This is a genomic window from Bariatricus sp. HCP28S3_D3 (assembly GCF_052065755.1).
Classification (GTDB): Bacteria; Bacillota; Clostridia; order Lachnospirales; family Lachnospiraceae; genus Allocoprococcus.
In genome coordinates this window covers 20,980-41,169 of sequence record NZ_JBQHTK010000017.1, presented here as the reverse complement: position 1 = coordinate 41,169, position 20,190 = coordinate 20,980, and the positions used below count along the sequence as shown (strand labels likewise).

Sequence of the window (20,190 nt, the reverse complement as noted above, 5' to 3'; positions counted from 1 at the left end):
TCATATTCTCCCTGATATTCTTTTTCTAAAACTGAATCACATCACTCATATCATAATGACCTGCCGGCTTCCCTGCAAGGAACTTTGCAGCTTCCACTGCGCCCTTCCCAAAAACAGCTTTGGAGTAAGCCGTATGCTGGAACTCAATGACCTCATCCGCCCCCGCAAAGATGACATCATGCTGTCCCACAATCGTTCCGCCACGCACAGCCACGATTCCGATCTCATTCTTTTCACGTTTTTTGCGTTCCTTGCTTCTGTCATAATTATAGGTATACTTTTCATCCAGTGCTTCATTGATCGAATCCGCAAGTGCAATCGCGGTTCCGCTCGGTGCGTCCACCTTCTGATTATGATGCTTTTCCACCAGTTCGATATCAAACCCTGCCGGTGAGAGGACTTTCGCTGCTTCCTTCAATAATTTCATCAACAAATTGATTCCCAGCGACATGTTCGCTGACCGAAGCACTGCTGTTGACTCCGATGCCTTGTCTACTTTTGCGAGCTGTTCCTCGGAAAGCCCTGTCGTACAGAGTACAACCGGAAGTTTTCTTGCAACACACTCGTCGAGAAGTGCGTTCACAGCCGATGCATTGGAAAAATCGATGACTACATCCGCCTCCACATCGCATTCTGCAAGAGTCTTAAATGTCGGGTATGTATTTTCAATTCCTAAATACGCATCCACTCCTGCTACGATTTCAATCTGCTCATCATCCCTGACAAGTCCTGTAATGACCTGTCCCATTTTTCCGTTGCATCCATGCATAATTGCCCTTACCATCAATCCATTCCTCCTTTGGTTCTTTCATAAACATCGTAATTTTTTTCACAATTATCTTTATTTAACAAAAGGGCAGTGCCACCTTCCGGCAGCAAAGCCCTGTCCTATCAATCCCATTTTTACCATTACTGACTTCCAATTAAAGTACAGAAATTCCAAATTTCTTCATCTGTTCAGCTAATTTTGCAGTATTTGCTTCTGTCATCTCCGTGAGTGGCATACGAAGCGGTCCCACTTCCAGCCCCATCAGATTCAATGCCTTTTTTACCGGAATCGGATTGACTTCACAAAACAGCTTCTCGATCAGTGGAAGTGCAGCAAGCTGCATCCGGCAACTTTCTGCCACATTGCCTTTAAAGAAATTCTCACAGATATCATGTGTATAGTCCGGCGCAATATTGGCAAGTACAGAAATCACACCTTTTCCTCCGAGAGAAAGGATCGGAACGATCTGGTCATCATTTCCTGAATACAGATCAATCTTACCGTCCGTCAGATTCATAACTTTCGCAATCTGCGAAATATTTCCCGAAGCTTCTTTGATTCCCACAATGTTATCAACGGTTTTGTAAAGCTCTGCAGCAGTCTCCGGTGCGATATTTACACCGGTACGGCTTGCAACACTGTAAAGAATGATCGGCGCTTTCGCCTCCTTTGCCACCTGAGTGTAATGTGCAACCAGACCTGCCTGTGTACATTTATTATAATACGGAGTTACCAGAAGTAATCCGTCCGCCCCGTCTTCAACCGCTTCTCTCGACATCTGCACCGTTGTATATGTACTGTTGGACCCTGTTCCTGCAATGACCGGAACACGTCCTTTTACACGTTCAATCGTAAAACGGATACAGTCCATATGCTCCTCTTCCGACAAAGTAGAAGACTCTCCTGTAGTCCCACAAATAATAATACTATCTGTTCTATGATTACAGTGAAAATCCAGCAGTTCATCTAATTTATCGTAATTAATACTCTCATCATCATTAAATGGTGTTACGATTGCTACACCAGAACCGGTAAAAATAGACATAATATTCCTCCTGACTTACTTTTCTTGACTATTCACAGTTTATCATTATTTAAAAGCACTGTCAATCAAAGGATTTAGCAAAATATCTCTGCATTCATCTATTCCATACATTCCAGCTTACTTACAGACACCTCATAGGCAACTCTTTTCTCCGTCTCCGTCTCAGACAGTTTCTTCACATATTCCCTGCTCTGGATCCTGCCAAGAACCTGCACATGCTCTCCCACTTCAAATCCGGATGCATACCTTGCATTTCTTCCCCAGCAAATACATGGTATATAATCCGATTTTCCGTATGGTCTATTGACCGCAAGCAGAAGATCTGCAATTTCTCTTCCCAGCGGTGTCTTCCTGTAAATCGGCTCTTTACAGATATATCCATCCAACAGAATACTGTTCGTTTTCGAGCCGTCAGGCTCTTCTTCCATAAAGGAAATCTCCCGCACAAACACGGATAATACCAGACGGTTTTTCTGCTCCTCATGCCGGTTGTAGGACCGGAACTGACCGGATGCCATAATAAATTCTCCTGTATAGTCCTGCGTCACATCGATCAGCCGTTCTGAGACCATCAGAGGAATACGGTCGCAGGAATTGCTGAGCCTTTTCACCAATACCTCCACGATGTAGAATCCTTCACCAAACACCTCGTGACTGAACTCAAATTCGGATGCAACCTGCCCCATAATTGTTACCTGGTTGTTTTCAATAATCTTATCTGACATAGCGTCGTAAATCTCCTTCCTTTTCGTTGGCGTACTTCCGCAGCATTTTTTCCCGGTATAGCTGGCATTTTACCGCACACATTTCACCGGACACATTTATATATCTATGAATCACCCATTTGTTTTAGAACTAAAAATTGAAAATTTTTGATAGTACTTGTAAAATTTCAGAAATGTGATAAACTAAACAAGTTACAACATTATATAGGTAAGAAGAAGGGTAAAAGAACATGAATACAAAGCGTGAAGACATTAGAAATATTGCAATCATCGCCCATGTTGACCACGGTAAAACAACACTGGTGGATGAACTTTTGAAACAGAGCGGTGTATTCCGTGCAAATCAGGAAGTAGCCGAACGTGTCATGGACTCCAACGATATCGAACGTGAGCGCGGCATCACAATTCTTTCCAAAAACACAGCCGTTTTCTATAAAAATACAAAGATCAATATCATTGATACACCCGGCCATGCCGATTTCGGCGGTGAAGTGGAACGAGTTCTCAAAATGGTCAACGGTGTCATTCTTGTTGTTGACGCATTTGAAGGAGCAATGCCTCAGACCAAGTTCGTTCTGAAAAAAGCACTGGCACTGAAGCTTCCGGTCATCGTCTGTATCAATAAGATTGACCGTCCCGAAGCACGGCCGGATGGCGTCATCGATGAAGTACTGGAACTGCTGATTGATCTGGGTGCTTCCGATGATCAGCTTGACTGTCCGTTCATCTATGCATCCGCAAGAGACGGATATGCCACCTACAATGAGGATGATGAACCGAAGGATATGACTCCTCTTTTTGAGACGATCCTGGATTATATTCCTGCACCGGAGGGCGATCCGGATGCCGGCACACAGGTACTGATCAGTACCATCGATTACAACGAGTACGTCGGAAGAATCGGTGTCGGCAAAGTAGACAACGGTACCATCGCCGTGAATCAGGACGTGATCGTTGTCAACCATCACGACCCAGACAAGCAGAAGAAAGTGAAGATCAGCAAACTCTACGAGTTTGACGGACTGAATAAAGTAGAAGTTAAAAAAGCGACTATCGGCTCAATCGTGGCAATTTCCGGTATTGCAGACATTTCCATCGGTGATACGATCTGTTCTGTCGACCAGCCAAGGCCAATCGAATTCCAGAAAATCTCCGAACCTACCATCGCCATGCAGTTCATCGTAAACGACAGTCCATTTGCCGGTCAGGAAGGAAAATTTGTGACTTCCCGCCACATTCGCGAACGTTTATTCCGGGAACTGAATACCGATGTCAGTCTGCGTGTGGAAGAGACCGAGAATACCGACAGCTTCAAAGTTTCCGGAAGAGGTGAACTTCACCTTTCTGTTCTCATCGAAAATATGCGCCGTGAAGGCTATGAATTCGCAGTCAGCAAGGCAGAAGTATTATATAAGACCGATGAAAACGGCAAGAAGCTGGAACCGATGGAGCTTGCTTACATTGATGTTCCGGACGAGTTCACTGGAGTCGTTATCGACAAGCTTAGTCAGAGAAAGGGGGAACTCCGCAATATGGGTATGTCCAACGGCGGTTACACCCGAATGGAATTCTCCATTCCTGCCCGCGGCCTCATCGGATACCGCGGCGATTTTCTGACCGACACCAAAGGAAACGGAATCATGAATACTGCCTTCGACGGCTATGCCCCATATAAAGGTGACATCCAGTACAGAAATCAGGGTTCTCTGATTGCATTTGAAACAGGAGAAGCCGTTGCATATGGTCTTTTCAATGCACAGGATCGCGGTACCCTGTTTATCGGACCGGGCGAAAAGGTATACGCCGGTATGGTTGTCGGTCAGAATGCCAAAACTGACGATATCGAGCTGAACGTCTGCAAGACCAAGCATCTGACAAATACTCGTTCTTCCAGCGCCGACGAAGCACTGAAACTTACACCACCTAAGGTCCTGAGTCTTGAAGAAGCCCTCGATTTCATCGATACCGACGAATTGCTGGAAGTAACTCCGAAATCCTTACGTATCCGCAAAAAGATCCTGGATCCTAAAATGCGTAAACGAGGAATCAGCTAATGAGTTTTTTATGGACACTTTCCAGAATACGTACCCCGCTTCTTGACACGATTTTCCAGCTCATCACGTTTCTCGCGCAGGAGCTGGTCATCATCGCTGTCATCTGTGCACTGTACTGGTGTATCGACAAGAAGCTGGCCGTTCAGATCGGATTCAACTATTTATGCGCAGGACTTCTTGTGCAAAGCCTGAAGATTACGTTCCGGATCCCGCGTCCTTGGGTACTGGATCCGGAATTTAAAGCTGTGGAAAGTTCCATCCCGGCTGCCACAGGGTACTCCTTTCCCAGCGGGCACACACAGAGCGGAACAAGCCTCTTTGCGACACTTGCCATCAACGCCGAAAAATGGTACTGGAAATGTATTTTCGTGCTTACATTTCTTCTGATCGGATTCTCACGGATGTACCTGGGATGCCATACGCCGAAGGACGTGATCACTGCTATGGTGATATCACTCTTCTTTGCCTGGTTTACGCGGAAATACCTGGAACGCTTCACTTCCAATTCGAAATGGACCGGTATCATCACCCTGATCATTATATTGGCAGCCGCACTGGTCTGCATCCAGTCCGCGTACCTTTATAGAAACCAAACGATCGAGTATCGTTACGTGACCGATTGTTTCAAAGCATCCGGCGCCGCACTCGGCTTTGCCGCAGGCTGGTATCTGGAAAATAAAACGCTCCGCTTCTCCCCGAAGGCAAATAACCCTTCCCGGAACGTACTTCTGCTCCGCTATGTGGTCGGGCTTGCACTGACAGTCGTTTTGAAGCTGGTGCTGAAAATCCTTCTTGGGAGCACTCTGATTGGCGAAATGATTCAGTATGGCATTATCATTTTCTGGGTGATTTTCGTATATCCCTGGATATTCAGTCGAAAAATGAAATATTTATAAAAGAAATAAAAGAACTGTAAAAGAGTAAGAACCGGACTAGTTTCCAGTAAATTCTCCTTTACAGTTCTTTGTTTATTCGATAGAATGAAATTATCAATCAATTTATTTCATAAGGGGGAAATGTATGAAAAAGTATGCTACCGCAATTTTAAGGAAAATGTCTTCATTTCTGGAGATTTTCATCTCGGTCGTGCTTACAGTCAGCATTATACTTGTTGCTGTAAAGCTCGCGATGTCATTGAAAAATATCCCGAATTTTGACATGTATCCGAACTACAGTGATCTTCTGGAAAACTGTCTGAGCCTGATCATTGGTGTCGAAATGATACGAATGCTCTATCAGCAGACACCTTCAACCGTATTTGAAGTTCTGCTTTTTGCCATTGCACGACAAATCATCGTAGAACACTCTAATCCGGTTGCCACCCTGATCGGCGTGATTTCCATCGCGATTCTCTTTGCAACACGTAAATTCCTGTTTGTGGAATTCGATGAATCCGAGCGAGTGATCTTCCGGGCTACCTCAAAGGCAAAGCATGTAAACTCCATCATCCATGTACATATTCCATGTGAGGACAATCAGACACTTCGGGATGTACTCCATAAGCGATTTGAGGAAGAACAGACCGAGATTGGAGTCGGTGCATGTACCTATTTCGATAATTTTGGGCTCCGTGTGGCAAAGATGCATAACGGCGATATATCCCGGGTCGAAGTAATCCGCTCCATTCATTAAGCCAAAATTTATTCTTTTTTCATTGCATGTCCATAGTGAAATAGAGTATAATATTTATAGATTCATAGAACAGTGATTCTATTCTATGGAATGCTCTTATGAGGTGCGTCCGGCACCCTGCATAGGAAATACAAACAAAAGGAGTTGAGCTGTATGAAATTTATCATTAGCGGAAGAAACATCGAAATCACACCAGGTCTCAGACAGGCCGTAGAACAGAAGCTTGGGAAGCTTGAAAGGTATTTTACTCCTGAAACAGAAATCATCGTAACCTTAAGTGTCGAAAAGGAACGTCAGAAAATCGAGGTCACAATCCCTGTCAAGGGCAACATTATCCGCTCTGAACAGGTAAGCAGTGATATGTACGTATCCATCGATTTAGTAGAAGAGATTATCGAGCGCCAGCTTCGAAAGTATAAAACGAAACTCATTGCCAAACATCAGGGTGGACATGACTTCCGCCAGGAATTCATCGATGAAGAGACCAATGCCGAACCGAATCCGGAAGAAATCCAGATCGTCCGCACAAAGCGCTTCGGAATCAAACCGATGTTCCCGGAAGATGCCTGCATCCAGATGGAACTTCTCGGACACAACTTCTACGTGTTCAGCAACGCAGAGACTGATGAAGTCAATGTTGTATATAAGAGAAAGAATGGTACTTACGGACTGATTGAACCTGAATTTCAATAAACATAATCGAATATAGTATAAAGAATGCTGGTCACTTATGTGACCAGCATTTTACTTCAAAGCAGCGTTATTCAATCTCTTTTTTATCCAATCGGAAATATCTCAATCTTCCCGTCAATATCCGCGAAATAACACATATCACCGGATTCCAGCTTCGCCTGTCCGTTTGTTCCTTCCGTAATCTCAGCCAACACTTCCCGTTCCTCCACCTCCGGAATCAGAACATGAATCTTAACACTGTCCGTATATTCCGTATCTCGCACAAAAAGTTTACGTTGTGCCAGAATGTACTGGATCTTTCCAAGTCCCGTATAATCTGTCCCGATCACATATTCTTTCCCAAGGTATTTTGTAATCACAGTGCTCGCCAACAGACCGGCTTTCGTTGCGGCCTGATAAGCCCTCACCAAACCTCCGGTTCCCAAAAGGGTCCCACCGAAATACCGTGTCACCACGACTGCCGTATCATGAAGCTCTTCTCCCATCAGGACATCCAGCATCGGTTTCCCTGCTGTTCCGCCAGGTTCTCCATCATCACTGCACCGTTGGATCTCGAAATGTTCTCCGATCACATAAGCAAAACAGTTATGCGTTGCATTCCAGTATTTCTTTCTCATCTGCTCGATAAAACCAATCGCCTCTTCCTCACTGTGCACCGGCAAAACCGTAGCAATAAATCTGGACTTTTTTTCCGTAATTTCGCCTTCGCTTCCTTCAAACACTGTCCTATATTTCTTAAGCATCCTTATTCTTTTCCTTCATCTGCAAATTATAATTCCTATGACAAGTATACAAATCCTGATTACCAGATGCAAGACAATTACAAAAATATTACAAATCAACACGATTCGACAAGAATTCGGAAGTTTTTCTTAATTTTCTCATAGGTAATAAGGAAGTTTTTATTTTTCGCTTTATTTAGATTGGTATATTTGCTATAATAAATCAATATGAAGGAGGCAATGTTCATGAATTATGGAAAAAGAAGCGCTTCTAAAAAGCAAAAAAATATTACTTCCAAAGCAAATATGCGAAAGAAAAAAATAGGTGTGCGCCTATTTAAAGGTTTTTTACTCTGTATTGCCGTTGTATGTATCGCAGGCGCAGCAGGTGCCGGGCTTCTGGTAAAACGAATCATTGATAATGCACCGGAGATTACTCCTTCCAGCATCAAACCAGAGGGATATACTTCTGTTGCCTATGCGGATGACAATGCAACGATCATCGAAGATTTCAAGCAGGCCGGTTCCAACCGCGTTTATGTGACAATCGATGAAATTCCGGAAGATCTTCAGCATGCATTTGTTGCTGTCGAAGACTCCCGGTTTTATCAGCACAACGGGATTGACCCCCAGGGAATTCTTCGAGCTGCTGTAGTAGGACTTACAAGCGGACATTTTTCGGAAGGAGCCAGTACAATTACCCAGCAGCTTATTAAGAACAATGTATTTCCAGACTTCATTAATGAAAGTCAGTTGGAAAAGGTTGAACGTAAATTGCAGGAACAGTATCTTGCCCTGCAGCTTGAAAAGCAGCTGAGTAAGGAAGAGATTCTTGAAAGTTATCTCAATACCATTAACCTTGGTCAGAACACATTGGGAGTACAAGCTGCAGCCAAACGTTATTTTGGCAAGGATGTATCCGATCTAACGCTTTCCGAATGCGCAACGATTGCTGCAATTACCAAGAGTCCGGGTGGTTATAACCCAATCACGAACCCAGAGAAAAATGCAGAACGTCGGAAGAAAGTGCTGGACAATATGTTGGAACAAGGGTATATTGATCAAGCTGAACACGATGAGGCACTGGCCGATGATGTTTACTCCCGAATTCAAACGGTGAACACCCAGGTTTTGGAAGAAACACGTGTTACTTCTTATTTTGTTGATGCACTGATCGACCAGCTGATGGATGATTTGACCTCCGCCGATGGTCTCGGCTATACAGAGACTCAGGCTTACAACGCGATTTACAGCGGCGGTCTCAGCATTTACACAACTCAGAATCTGACGATTCAGGGAATCTGTGACGATGAGCTCAACAACGATGACAATTTCCCATCGAAAACGACCTGGGATCTAGACTACGCATTGACCGTCACCAGGGCAGATGAAGCGCAGACACAGGAAAACTATTCCGTAGGAAATGTAAAGCAATATAATGGTGTGGATTCCAAGTATTTATATAGTTCAAAAGAGGAAGCTTACCAACACATCGAAGCTTTTAAGGCAAGCATCGCCCAGGAGGGAGATACCTATGATGAATACGTGAATCTCGCTCCGCAGCCACAGGCTTCTGTCTGTATCATTGACCAAAGCAACGGTCATATTAAAGCAATGGTCGGAGGGCGTGGCGAGAAAACCACAAACCGTGGACTGAACCGTGCTTACGGCACGACTCGTCAGGCCGGTTCCTGCTTTAAGATTCTTGCTGTTTACGCACCGGCCCTCGACAGTGCAGGTAAGACTCTTGCAGATGTCGAAGTGGACGAGCCATATTACTATCAATCCAATCCAGACAAGCAGGTTCACAACTGGTGGGGCGATTCCTACCGCGGTGCGGTAACGCTTCGGAAAGCAATTGAACAGTCTATGAACGTTATCGCCGTAAAAGTGATCAACGAAATTTCCGTTTCACTTGGCTATGAATATGTAGAGAAATTCGGTATCACCACTCTTTCGAAAGATAAGGATATGGTAGAATCCCTTGCGCTTGGTGGTGTATCACACGGTGTATACAATTATGAACTGACCGCCGCTTATGCCGCAATCGCCAACGGCGGCGTCTATAATAAGCCGATTCTTTACACAAAAGTACTGGATCATGACGGTAATGTGCTGATTGATAATACCAAAAACGAATCGAAAACCATCATCAAAGATACGACTGCTGCCCTCCTGACACTCGCGATGGAAGATGTTGTAACAAAGGGTACTGCAGCACCGTATGCCCAGCTTGAAAATATGCCGGCAGCCGGAAAAACCGGTACAACTTCTGATAATAAGGATCTATGGTTTGCCGGATATACACCTTATTATACCTGTTCCATCTGGATGGGATATGATAACAACCAATCGCTCAGTGACACAAGCTGGTACTACCACGTGCGAATCTGGTCCAATATTATGGATAGAATTAACAGCGCCCTTGGTCTGGCCTATAAAGATTTCACAATGCCATCTTCTCTGGTAAGAAGAACCATCTGTACTGAGACCGGACTACTTGCTTTATCTGATGAATGTCCTTCCATGACAGAATGGTTTGCTCCGGGCACTTATCCGACGGAAACTTGTCCGGGACACGAGCCGGTAGAACCCGAAGAGCCCGAAGAACCGGATGATTCTGAGAATCCGGATGATGGAGGAGGAAGCGGAAACGGCGGAAACAGCGGAAACGGCGGAAATGGAAGTGGAAATGGAGGAAATAGCAGCGGCAATGGCGGTGGAACGCCCACCCCAACAGAGCCTACCACTCCGACAGAGCCTACCACTCCGACAGAGCCTACTACTCCGACGGATCCAACCACTCCAACAGACCCAGGCACATCAGATCAATAGAATAATCCAAAATATCAAAAGGGACGTAACACGAATTATCATTGCGTGTTACGTCCCTTTTTTAACTATCAAACTTGTTTCTTCTGCTTTCCATATGTACTTATTTAAGGATCATCTTAGCCGCCCCACAGATTCCTGCATCATTTCCGAGCTGTGCAAGAGCAAACTGTGTTTCCCTGTTTGCGAAGAATGCTCTTTCCTTAAATGGCCCCTCGATATAGTCGAAAAGGATTTCTCCGGCTCTTGATACTCCTCCCCCAATTACAATGACTGCAGGATCACATGCTGCCGCAAGATTGGCAAGTGCATATCCCAGATATTTTCCAAACTCTTTTGCGACTTCAATTGCTGCCTTGTCATCTTTTTTTACAGCATCAAACACTTCTTTTGCACTGAGTTCCGTAACATCACGCAGCAAACTCGGCTCCTCGTCTTGCGCAAGACGTTTCCGGGCAAGTCTAACAATCCCCGTCGCTGATGCGTATTGTTCCAGACATCCTCTGTTACCACATCCGCAGGGTTCCGTCTCTTCATAATTCACACAAATGTGTCCTATTTCACCGCCTGCTCCATGCTTTCCTATCACACACTCACCGTTGATAATGACTCCTCCACCTACGCCGGTTCCGAGCGTAACCATGACCATGTTGCGATGTCCCTGGCCTCCACCGAGCCACATTTCTCCCAACGCAGCTACATTGGCATCATTTCCCGTAGCAACATGGATTCCGGTCAGTTCCTCCAACTCACGCTTCACTTCCTTGTATCCCCATCCGAGATTTGCGGTATTCGGCACAATCCCGTCTTCTGTGACCGGTGCCGGAATTCCAAGCCCGATTCCGAGAATCTGCTGTTTCTCAAGTCCAAACTCCATCATTTTCTTATTAATTGCTTTTGTAACATCCGGAAGAATTGCTTCCCCTGCGTTCTCCGTTCTGGTCTTGATTTCCCATTTATCAACCATCTTTCCATCAAACTGGAACAATCCCATTTTGATTGTCGTTCCTCCAATGTCAACTCCAAAACAATAATTCATTTTCTTTTCTCCTTCTTTTATCTAATTACTTTTTTTGCAGATTTTCCTGAACACGCCGGTATAATTCTTGAGCAGCGTTATACCCCATCTGTTTCTGCCTATGGTTGACAGCTGCCGACTCGACGATAATTGCCAGATTTCTTCCCGGACGAATCGGAATACTATGGCAAACAATGCGGTTGCCCAGGAATTCCGTATATTCTTCTGTAAGTCCAAGACGGTCGTACTCTTTATCCTTATTCCAGTCTTCCAACGTAATCGCCAGATCGATATTCTGTGTTTCTTTCACACTCTGTACACCGAACAAAGTTTTCACATCAATGATTCCGATTCCCCTCAGCTCAATAAAATGTCTTGTAATATTCGGTGCCATTCCGACCAGAGTATCATCACTGACTTTATGGATTTCAACCACATCGTCCGTTACAAGACGATGTCCTCTCTTGATCAGTTCCAGCGCAGCCTCACTCTTTCCAATTCCGCTTTCACCCATAATCAGGACACCGACACCATACACCTCAACCAGAACGCCGTGTATAGAAATGCAAGGTGCAAGTTCTACGTTCAACCAGCGAATGATCTCCGCTGTAAATGCCGAAGTCGGCTTGTCCGTAATAAACACCGGAGTCCCTGTTTCCACTGCTTTCTCAAGAAATACTTTGTCCGGCATCAATTCCCGACAGAAAATGAAGCAAGGAACGCCATAAGACATCAACGTAACATAGATCTTTTCTCTCTGCTCCTCTGACAGTGTCTCCAGATACGTATACTCCACATATCCGATTATCTGCACTCTCTGAGACTCAAAATGATCAAAAAAACCTGCCAGCTGAAGTGCCGGTCTGTTGATATCCGGAATCTTTACTTCACGTTTTGTCAGATCCACTTCCGGTGTCAGATTCTTCAACTTCATTTTTTCCACGATTCTCTGTAACTCAACTCCCATTGTCTGTTCTCCTTTTCCTTTATCTTTTTTCCAGGGATTCATCCTGATCTTTTGTGTCACTCCTAAAGAAATTATACACGCTTCGTGCCGATTTTTCATCCATAGATGGAATTTTTTTCAAATCTTCTATTTCAGCTTTTTTTATTTCATCCAATCCCACAAAATTCTTCATAAGCGCTTTTCTCCTTGCCGGTCCGATACCGGGGATATCATCCAGAATCGAATGAACCTGGCCTTGTCCACGCAGCTTTCTGTGGAATTCAATTGCAAAACGGTGTGCTTCATCCTGGATTCTGGTAATCAGCCGAAAAGCCTCTGAATTTCGATCAATTGGCAGTTCCTCATTATTATAATATAATCCCCTGGTCCGGTGATGGTCATCCTTTACCATACCGCAGACCGGAATCGCAAGATGCAGTTCATCCAGAACTTCCAGCGCCACATTCACCTGACCTTTTCCTCCGTCCATCAGGATCAGATCCGGAAATACCTGGAAACTTCCAAGTTCCTTCCCACTCTTCTGTTCATCCAGTCCATGAAGGAATCTTCTGGTCAACACTTCTCTCATACTGGCATAATCATCTGCTCCCTGAACTCCTTTGATCTTAAATTTTCTGTAATCATTACGTTTCGGTTTTCCACGCTCATATACTACCATGGATCCCACTGAATCAAATCCATTCGTATTGGAAATATCAAAAGCCTCCATCCTCAAAATATTTTGAAGTCCCAGAATACTCTCAATCTCCTTGACCGCCCCGATCGTTCTTCCCTCTTCTCTCTTCAGCCTTTCCTTATCCTTTGCAAGAACCAGCTGCGCATTCTTTGCGGCAAGTTCCACAAGTTTCTCTTTTTCTCCTTTTTTTGGAACCCGCAAATGCACTTTATGCCCTCTCTTCTGCCCCAACCATTGTTCCAGAATGTCCTGGTCTTCCGGTTCTTCCGGAAGCATCAGCTCTCCCGGTATATAAGGTGTAGCAGCATAAAACTGTTTGATAAAACTGGATAGGATCTCACTTACTCCATCTCCTTTTGCAATTCTGAGATAGAAATGATCACGTCCGATCAGCCTGCCGCTGCGAATAAAAAATACCTGGATCACCGCATCCTCCTGCTCTCTCGCAAGCGCAATAATATCCCGATCTTCTCCTCCTGTATCTGTAATCTTCTGTTTTTGGGCAATCTGTCTGACACTTCCGATCAGTTCCCGGTATTCGATTGCTTTCTCAAATTCCAGATTATCCGATGCCTCCATCATCTTCTGTTCCAGATCTCCCAGTATCTTCTCATAGTTTCCATTCAGGAACTTCAGCACCTCATCTACCGACTTTTTGTATTCTTCCTGAGAAATATACCCCTGACATGGAGCATCGCATTGCTTGATATGGTGGTAAAGGCACGGCCGCTCCTTTCCGATATCCTTGGGAAGGCTTCTGTTGCAGCTTCTCAAATGATACAGCTTCCGTACCAGTTCAATCGTATCCTTCACTGCAGTCACACTCGTATAAGGGCCAAAATATTTAGCCTTATCTTTCTTCATCTGACGGGCCATCATAATTCTCGGGTATGCCTCATTTACCGTAACTTTGATAAAAGGATAGCTTTTGTCATCCATCAGCATGGTATTGTATTTCGGGCGGTATTCCTTGATCAAATTACATTCCAGCACTAACGCTTCCAACTCAGAATCTGTGACAATATACTCGAAACGAGTAATGTGTGTCACCATCTGTTCAATCTTCACACCCTTATTACGGCTACTCTGAAAATACTGCCGGACACGATTCTTCAGGCTGATCGCCTTTCCTACATAAATGATCTCATCCTTTTCATCATGCATCAGATAAACGCCCGGACGTCCGGGCAGTTTCTTTAATTCTTCTTCAATAATAAATGTCTGATTTTCCATAGTCCTATTATACTTGTCCGTAGGGAATAATACAAGTGACAAAACGGCGGTCCGCTAAAATCAAGCTGACCGCCGCAAAATATACTTCTATTTATCTGTTCTTAGGAAGAATGAATCCATCCTCATCTTTTTCAGTTTCATTTTCTGAATTGTTTTCTTGATCCAGAAGTCTCTGTTCCTTCTCTTTTGCAGGAAGTTCTCCTGCTTTTTTCGTCTCATCTTCTTCAGGCTCCGGAATTCCTTCGCATTTTCTGAAGATCTTCATGAATTCTTTTCCGGTAATCGTCTCTTCACGAATCAGGAATTCAGCAATCTGATCCATTGTATCACGATGCTCGGATAACAAACGTTTGGCTTCTGCATAAGCCCCTTTCAGCATTTTCATGACTTCCTGATCAATCTCAGAAGCTGTTGCTTCTCCGCAGTTCATGACCGGACGTCCGTCCAGATAACGATTCTGAACTGATTCCAGACCGATCAAGCCGAATTTCTCTGACATACCATACTGTGTAACCATAGCACGTGCAATTCTGGTTGCCTGCTCAATATCGTTGGACGCTCCAGTCGTTACCGTATCGAACACGATTTCTTCCGCGGCACGGCCCGCGAGCATTCCCACCAGCATCGCTTCCAGTTCTGCCTTGGTATTCAGGAACTTCTCTTCTTCCGGTGTATGCATTACATACCCGAGCGCTCCCATCGTTCTTGGAACGATTGTAATCTTCTGCACCGGTTCAGCGTCCTTCTGCAGAGCACTTACCAGGGCATGTCCCACCTCATGGTAAGACACGATCCGGCGCTCTTTCTGACTCATGATCCGGTCCTTCTTCTCCTTACCTACAAGAACCACTTCCACTGCCTCAAAAAGGTCTGCCTGTGATACAACCTGACGCCCGTTCTTCACTGCATTGATGGCAGCCTCATTGATCATATTTGCAAGATCTGATCCCACCGCTCCTGAAGTTGCAAGCGCAATTTCTTCCAGATTCACGGTCTCATCCATCTTGACATCTTTCGAATGTACCTTGAGGACATCAATTCGTCCTTTCAGATCCGGCTTGTCAACGATGATCCGACGATCAAAACGTCCCGGACGAAGCAACGCCGGATCCAGGATCTCCGGACGGTTCGTAGCTGCAAGAAGCAACAACCCTTTATTTGTATCGAATCCATCCATTTCCGCAAGAAGCTGATTCAACGTCTGCTCACGCTCATCGTTTCCGCCGAGCTGGCTGTCCCTGCTCTTACCGATTGCATCGATCTCATCGATGAAGATGATACACGGAGCCATCTGCTGAGCCTGTTTGAAAAGGTCTCGCACTCTGGAAGCACCTACACCGACATACATCTCAACAAACGCAGAACCGGACAAAGAAAAGAACGGCACATTCGCCTCACCAGCAACCGCTTTCGCAAGAAGAGTCTTACCTGTTCCCGGAGGTCCCACAAGCAGTGCACCTTTCGGAAGTTTCGCACCGATACCGGTATATTTTCCCGGATTATGAAGGAAATCTACTACTTCCTGCAGAGATTCCTTTGCCTCATCCTGTCCGGCAACATCCTTAAATGTAACACCGGTAGACTTTTCCACATACATCTTGGCATTGCTCTTACCGATCCCCATCACTCCGCCGCCTTTCGACATTCCTCTCATCAGATAGATGGCCATCCCGATCAGAAATACGAACGGAAGCACTGTTGCAAGGAGGTTCATAACAATGTATGGTGTAGAATCCGGTATCTCGTGGCTGAGCTTCACGCCGGCATCCAGCAGTTTCTGTGTAAGGTTCGGATCATCTACAACTCCAGTATAATACTCTTTTTCAGAAGCAAAGATACTCTTTTTATCTTCCTCCTGATTCTCTTTTACAGCACCCTCAACCACTCCGCTCTCATCAGTTGCCTTATCCTTCTCCGCTGCGATCTCACTCTCGCTCTTCGGTTTGATCACGATCCGGTCTGATTCAATCACAACTTCCTTCACTTCTCCGTCCTCAACCATCTCCATAAAACGGTCATAAGAGATTTCCTGCGCATTATCGTCATCACGCATCTGGAAAAAGGAAAACATAAGAACTGCAACAAGAAGAAGTATGAAAATCAGCATATTCATTCCCTGACGATTGTTCTTATTATTAGGGTTTCCGTTTCTATTGTTAGGATTATTCCTGTTATTTTGATTATTCATAAGTATCCTCCTAGTTTTCATCTCTTCTATTATAAGTAGCTCAAAAACATAAATCAATAAAAAGATTATGAAAAGATTGTAAAAATGACATATACTATAGTATACTGTTAAGTGGAATGTCAAAAATACACGCAGAGAGGGATGGTAACCAATGAAAATCGGATTTGACAATGAAAAATATCTTAGCATGCAGTCTTCACATATTCGTGAACGTATCAATAAATTTGACAACAAGCTTTACCTCGAATTCGGTGGAAAGCTTTTTGATGACTACCATGCAGCCAGAGTTCTTCCCGGTTTTATGCCGGACAGCAAGCTCCGCCTTCTTAAAGAACTTTCAGATACTGCCGAGATCGTCATCGTCATAAGCGCTGCCGACATAGAAGCAAACAAAGTACGCGGTGATCTGGGGATCACGTATGACACAGACGTTCTGCGTCTGAAGGACTCCTTTGAAGAAAACGGCCTCTATGTAGGAAGTGTTGTAATCACGCAATATTCCGGTCAGAACAGTGCACATCTGTTCAAAGGACGTCTGGAAAAGATGGGAATTAAAGTTTATATTCATTATATGATAGAAGGGTATCCTTCCAATATACCACTGATCGTCAGTGACGAAGGATACGGTAAGAATGATTATATTGAAACCACTCGCCCCTTGGTTGTTATCACAGCACCAGGACCGGGAAGCGGCAAGATGGCGACATGCCTCTCCCAGCTCTATCACGAACACAAACGCGGAATCCACGCTGGATATGCGAAATTTGAGACATTTCCGATCTGGAACATACCGCTCAAACATCCAGTCAATCTTGCCTATGAGGCTGCGACGGCCGATCTGAACGATGTCAACATGATTGATCCGTTCCATCTGGAAGCATATGGAGAAACCACAGTCAACTACAATCGTGACGTAGAGATTTTTCCGGTACTTTGTGCAATATTTGAGCGCATCTACGGAAGTAGTCCTTACAAATCTCCAACTGATATGGGTGTCAATATGGCCGGGAACTGTATCTGCGACGATGAAGTCTGCCGCGAGGCATCCAAGCAGGAGATCATCCGCCGTTATTATCATACTATGGACCGCTTTCTTGCCGGAAGCTGTCCACGTGAAGAAGCCTATAAAATTGAACTTCTTATGAATCAGGCTGGCGTTACCGTACACGACCGCAAGGTAGTAGATGCCGCACTGGATCTAGCCGCCGAGACCGACGGACCTGCCGCAGCACTGGAGCTTCCGGACGGAAAAATCGTAACCGGTAAGACTTCCAAACTTCTCGGTGCTTCAGCCGCCCTGATTCTGAATGCATTAAAAGAGCTTGCAGGCATTGATCACAGTGTACATGTGATCTCTCCGGCAGCAATCGAGCCGATTCAGAAAGTCAAGACAGAATATCTTGGAAGCCGCAATCCGCGTCTTCACATCGACGAAGTCCTGATCGCACTTTCCATCAGCGCTTCTACTGACCCTGTTGCAGAACTTGCCCTGAATCAGATTCCGAAGCTGAAAGGCTGTCAGGCGCACACCTCTGTCATGCTGGCAAATGTGGATGTCCGCCTGTTTCAGAAGCTTTCTATTCAGACAACTTCTGAGCCGAAATATGAGAAAAAACCAATTTACCAATAAGCACAAATTCACCATTCAAACTTTGTGATTTTTTTACACCCAGTCTGCAAAAAAAGATTGTATTTTCCTGTGGATTGGGTGTATACTTTTAAAGTATTTTATTTCACAATTATATAATTGCCGGTTTCATTTCGAACCGGGTTTGACGAGGAAGCCAAAGATTGATATCTTATGGTTTTTTTCGCTTTTTTTAGAGAAAAAATATAGTAATGGTATGAGCAGTATAGTATAAGGAGGTTATTATGGCAGTAAAATATGTATTTGTCACCGGAGGTGTTGTATCCGGTCTCGGCAAAGGAATCACAGCAGCATCCCTCGGTCGTCTTTTAAAAGCACGCGGCTACACGGTCACCATGCAGAAATTCGATCCATATATCAACATTGACCCGGGAACCATGAATCCGGTACAGCACGGAGAAGTATTCGTAACCGATGACGGTGCGGAAACCGATCTCGATCTCGGACATTATGAACGTTTTATTGATGAAAGTCTTACCAGAAATTCCAATGTTACAACCGGTAAAATTTACTGGTCTGTTCTGCAGAAGGAACGCCGGGGAGACTTCGGAGGAGGAACCGTCCAGGTCATTCCCCATATCACAAACGAAATCAAAAGCCGTTTTTACAGAAACCCAACCGCTACCGACACAGAGATTGCAATCATTGAAGTAGGCGGAACCGTAGGCGATATCGAAAGTCAGCCTTTCCTGGAATCGCTTCGTCAGTTCCAGCATGATATGGGGCATGAAAATGTCATCCTGATCCATGTAACCCTGATTCCGTATCTTCGCGCTTCTCAGGAAATGAAAACCAAACCGACTCAGGCAAGTGTAAAAGAGCTCCAGGGAATGGGCATTCAGCCGGATATTCTCGTCTGCCGTTCCGAACATCCGCTGGACGACGGCATCAAGGACAAAATCGCCCTGTTCTGTAATGTACCTGCAAGCCATGTTCTCCAGAATCTGGACGTAGAGTATCTTTACGAAGCACCGCTTGCCATGGAGGAGGAACACCTCGCATCAGTTGTGTGCGAATCCCTTCATCTTCCATGTCCGGAGCCGGACCTCAAGGACTGGAGAGAGATGGTAGACTGTCTGAAGCATCCTACTCAGGAAGTGACTGTAGCACTGGTCGGAAAATACATCCAGCTCCACGATGCCTATATCAGTGTAGTAGAAGCCTTAAAGCACGGCGGTATTTACAGTCATACTACCGTAAATATTAAATGGGTGGATTCAGAAACGGTAACTCCGGAGAATGTGGATACGATTCTATCCGATGTAAGCGGTATCCTCGTGCCGGGAGGTTTCGGAGACCGCGGTATAGACGGAAAGATCGAAGCAATCAAATACGCCCGCACACACAAAGTTCCATTTCTCGGTCTCTGTCTTGGCATGCAGCTTTCCATTGTGGAATTTGCAAGAAATGTGGTCGGATATCACGATGCACACAGTGTGGAACTGAAACCGGACACCACGCATCCTGTCATCCATATTATGCCGGATCAGATTGGCGTGGAAAATATTGGAGGAACCTTAAGACTGGGATCTTACCCTTGTGTTCTTGATGAGACAAGCAAGGCCTACTCGCTCTACGGCAAGAAAGAGATTTCCGAACGGCACCGCCACCGTTACGAAGTCAACAATGACTACCGTGATGTGCTGGAAAAGAACGGCATGAAGCTCTCCGGCTTATCTCCGGACGGAAGGATCGTGGAAATGATCGAGATTCCAGACCACCCATGGTTCATCGGGACTCAGGCTCATCCGGAACTAAAGTCTCGTCCAAACAAACCGCATCCGTTGTTTAAAGGTTTTGTAGAAGCCGCACTGGATTACCAGTCTTCTAAGAACTAATCCTTTATGTATTTGATTTAGTGCCTGAAGTTTGCCACTTCGGGCACTTTTTTTCTTTACCACATCTTTTCCCTTTGATATACTTATATTGGGAGTTATGAACCAGAAGGATATATTCACTTCGGGAACTACAAAAGTTTATCTAAAGGA

Annotated in this window: 15 protein-coding genes; 7 read left to right on the top strand and 8 right to left on the bottom strand. The window is 44.9% G+C overall.

Annotation, left to right across the window (positions count from 1 at the left end; all coding sequences use genetic code 11):
* Positions 1-25: 25 nt before the first annotated feature.
* From dapB to ACTNB3_RS11140, 3 genes are all read right to left on the bottom strand, one after another.
* Positions 26-784: a 4-hydroxy-tetrahydrodipicolinate reductase gene (gene dapB, locus ACTNB3_RS11150; RefSeq protein WP_427807381.1), complete on the bottom strand. Its 759-nt coding sequence runs from the start codon at positions 782-784 to the stop codon at positions 26-28.
* A 139-nt stretch (positions 785-923) separates the two neighbouring features.
* Positions 924-1,814, bottom strand: coding sequence for a 4-hydroxy-tetrahydrodipicolinate synthase (dapA, locus tag ACTNB3_RS11145; protein ID WP_427807383.1), 891 nt, complete (start codon positions 1,812-1,814; stop codon positions 924-926).
* Between the two features lie 98 nt (positions 1,815-1,912).
* On the bottom strand, positions 1,913-2,539 hold the full coding sequence (locus ACTNB3_RS11140; RefSeq protein WP_427807385.1) for a single-stranded DNA-binding protein: 627 nt from the start codon (positions 2,537-2,539) through the stop codon (positions 1,913-1,915).
* 230 nt (positions 2,540-2,769) lie between these two features.
* On the opposite strand from ACTNB3_RS11140, the gene typA reads away from it, so the two are divergent.
* The 4 genes from typA (at position 2,770) to hpf (ending at position 6,918) form a co-directional block, all read left to right on the top strand.
* The gene (gene typA, locus ACTNB3_RS11135) at positions 2,770-4,593 is read left to right on the top strand and encodes a translational GTPase TypA (RefSeq protein WP_427807387.1); all 1,824 of its coding nucleotides are present in this window, start codon (positions 2,770-2,772) and stop codon (positions 4,591-4,593) included.
* Positions 4,593-5,489, top strand: a complete 897-nt coding sequence (locus ACTNB3_RS11130; protein ID WP_441025690.1) for a phosphatase PAP2 family protein — start codon at positions 4,593-4,595, stop codon at positions 5,487-5,489. The genes typA and ACTNB3_RS11130 overlap by 1 nt, the downstream gene beginning before the upstream one ends.
* 124 nt (positions 5,490-5,613) lie before the next feature.
* On the top strand, positions 5,614-6,225 hold the full coding sequence (locus ACTNB3_RS11125) for a transporter (RefSeq protein WP_427820216.1): 612 nt from the start codon (positions 5,614-5,616) through the stop codon (positions 6,223-6,225).
* Positions 6,226-6,378: 153 nt separating this feature from the next.
* Positions 6,379-6,918: a ribosome hibernation-promoting factor, HPF/YfiA family gene (gene hpf, locus ACTNB3_RS11120; protein ID WP_427807392.1), complete on the top strand. Its 540-nt coding sequence runs from the start codon at positions 6,379-6,381 to the stop codon at positions 6,916-6,918.
* A gap of 83 nt (positions 6,919-7,001) precedes the next feature.
* Here the strand turns inward: hpf and ACTNB3_RS11115 are convergent, their stop codons facing one another.
* Entirely contained in the window at positions 7,002-7,661 is a 660-nt protein-coding gene (locus tag ACTNB3_RS11115) for a YigZ family protein (protein WP_427807394.1), read from the bottom strand.
* A gap of 225 nt (positions 7,662-7,886) precedes the next feature.
* On the opposite strand from ACTNB3_RS11115, the gene ACTNB3_RS11110 reads away from it, so the two are divergent.
* A complete protein-coding gene (locus ACTNB3_RS11110) occupies positions 7,887-10,475 on the top strand; it encodes a transglycosylase domain-containing protein (protein WP_441025687.1) in 2,589 nt (862 codons plus the stop codon).
* 100 nt (positions 10,476-10,575) lie between these two features.
* On the opposite strand, the gene ACTNB3_RS11105 is transcribed toward ACTNB3_RS11110, so the two are convergent.
* From ACTNB3_RS11105 to ftsH, 4 genes are all read right to left on the bottom strand, one after another.
* Positions 10,576-11,511 (bottom strand): ROK family glucokinase, encoded by a 936-nt coding sequence (locus ACTNB3_RS11105; RefSeq protein WP_427807398.1) that lies wholly within the window; start codon positions 11,509-11,511, stop codon positions 10,576-10,578.
* Between the two features lie 25 nt (positions 11,512-11,536).
* On the bottom strand, positions 11,537-12,457 hold the full coding sequence (hprK, locus tag ACTNB3_RS11100) for an HPr(Ser) kinase/phosphatase (protein ID WP_427807400.1): 921 nt from the start codon (positions 12,455-12,457) through the stop codon (positions 11,537-11,539).
* Positions 12,458-12,476: 19 nt separating this feature from the next.
* Complete coding sequence (gene uvrC, locus ACTNB3_RS11095) at positions 12,477-14,366, bottom strand: excinuclease ABC subunit UvrC (RefSeq protein WP_427820219.1); 1,890 nt, start codon at positions 14,364-14,366, stop codon at positions 12,477-12,479.
* Between the two features lie 91 nt (positions 14,367-14,457).
* Positions 14,458-16,554 (bottom strand): ATP-dependent zinc metalloprotease FtsH, encoded by a 2,097-nt coding sequence (gene ftsH / locus ACTNB3_RS11090; RefSeq protein WP_441025684.1) that lies wholly within the window; start codon positions 16,552-16,554, stop codon positions 14,458-14,460.
* Positions 16,555-16,705: 151 nt separating this feature from the next.
* On the opposite strand from ftsH, the gene ACTNB3_RS11085 reads away from it, so the two are divergent.
* Together ACTNB3_RS11085 and ACTNB3_RS11080 are read left to right on the top strand one after the other, a co-directional pair.
* Positions 16,706-18,184 carry a DUF1846 domain-containing protein gene (locus ACTNB3_RS11085; RefSeq protein WP_427807406.1) on the top strand — a complete coding sequence of 493 codons (1,479 nt, stop codon included), beginning with the start codon at positions 16,706-16,708 and terminating at the stop codon, positions 18,182-18,184.
* A gap of 242 nt (positions 18,185-18,426) precedes the next feature.
* A complete protein-coding gene (locus ACTNB3_RS11080) occupies positions 18,427-20,040 on the top strand; it encodes a CTP synthase (protein WP_427807408.1) in 1,614 nt (537 codons plus the stop codon).
* The last annotated feature ends 150 nt before the right edge of the window (positions 20,041-20,190 follow it).

What these genes read in the sequence shown, in the direction of transcription:
- dapB (WP_427807381.1), bottom strand. Translation starts at nt 784, where the DNA reads ATGGTAAGGGCAATTATGCATGGATGCAACGGAAAAATGGGACAGGTC.
- dapA (WP_427807383.1), bottom strand. Translation starts at nt 1,814, where the DNA reads ATGTCTATTTTTACCGGTTCTGGTGTAGCAATCGTAACACCATTTAAT.
- ACTNB3_RS11140 (WP_427807385.1), bottom strand. Translation starts at nt 2,539, where the DNA reads ATGTCAGATAAGATTATTGAAAACAACCAGGTAACAATTATGGGGCAG.
- typA (WP_427807387.1), top strand. Translation starts at nt 2,770, where the DNA reads ATGAATACAAAGCGTGAAGACATTAGAAATATTGCAATCATCGCCCAT.
- ACTNB3_RS11130 (WP_441025690.1), top strand. Translation starts at nt 4,593, where the DNA reads ATGAGTTTTTTATGGACACTTTCCAGAATACGTACCCCGCTTCTTGAC.
- ACTNB3_RS11125 (WP_427820216.1), top strand. Translation starts at nt 5,614, where the DNA reads ATGAAAAAGTATGCTACCGCAATTTTAAGGAAAATGTCTTCATTTCTG.
- hpf (WP_427807392.1), top strand. Translation starts at nt 6,379, where the DNA reads ATGAAATTTATCATTAGCGGAAGAAACATCGAAATCACACCAGGTCTC.
- ACTNB3_RS11115 (WP_427807394.1), bottom strand. Translation starts at nt 7,661, where the DNA reads ATGCTTAAGAAATATAGGACAGTGTTTGAAGGAAGCGAAGGCGAAATT.
- ACTNB3_RS11110 (WP_441025687.1), top strand. Translation starts at nt 7,887, where the DNA reads ATGAATTATGGAAAAAGAAGCGCTTCTAAAAAGCAAAAAAATATTACT.
- ACTNB3_RS11105 (WP_427807398.1), bottom strand. Translation starts at nt 11,511, where the DNA reads ATGAATTATTGTTTTGGAGTTGACATTGGAGGAACGACAATCAAAATG.
- hprK (WP_427807400.1), bottom strand. Translation starts at nt 12,457, where the DNA reads ATGGGAGTTGAGTTACAGAGAATCGTGGAAAAAATGAAGTTGAAGAAT.
- uvrC (WP_427820219.1), bottom strand. Translation starts at nt 14,366, where the DNA reads ATGGAAAATCAGACATTTATTATTGAAGAAGAATTAAAGAAACTGCCC.
- ftsH (WP_441025684.1), bottom strand. Translation starts at nt 16,554, where the DNA reads ATGAATAATCAAAATAACAGGAATAATCCTAACAATAGAAACGGAAAC.
- ACTNB3_RS11085 (WP_427807406.1), top strand. Translation starts at nt 16,706, where the DNA reads ATGAAAATCGGATTTGACAATGAAAAATATCTTAGCATGCAGTCTTCA.
- ACTNB3_RS11080 (WP_427807408.1), top strand. Translation starts at nt 18,427, where the DNA reads ATGGCAGTAAAATATGTATTTGTCACCGGAGGTGTTGTATCCGGTCTC.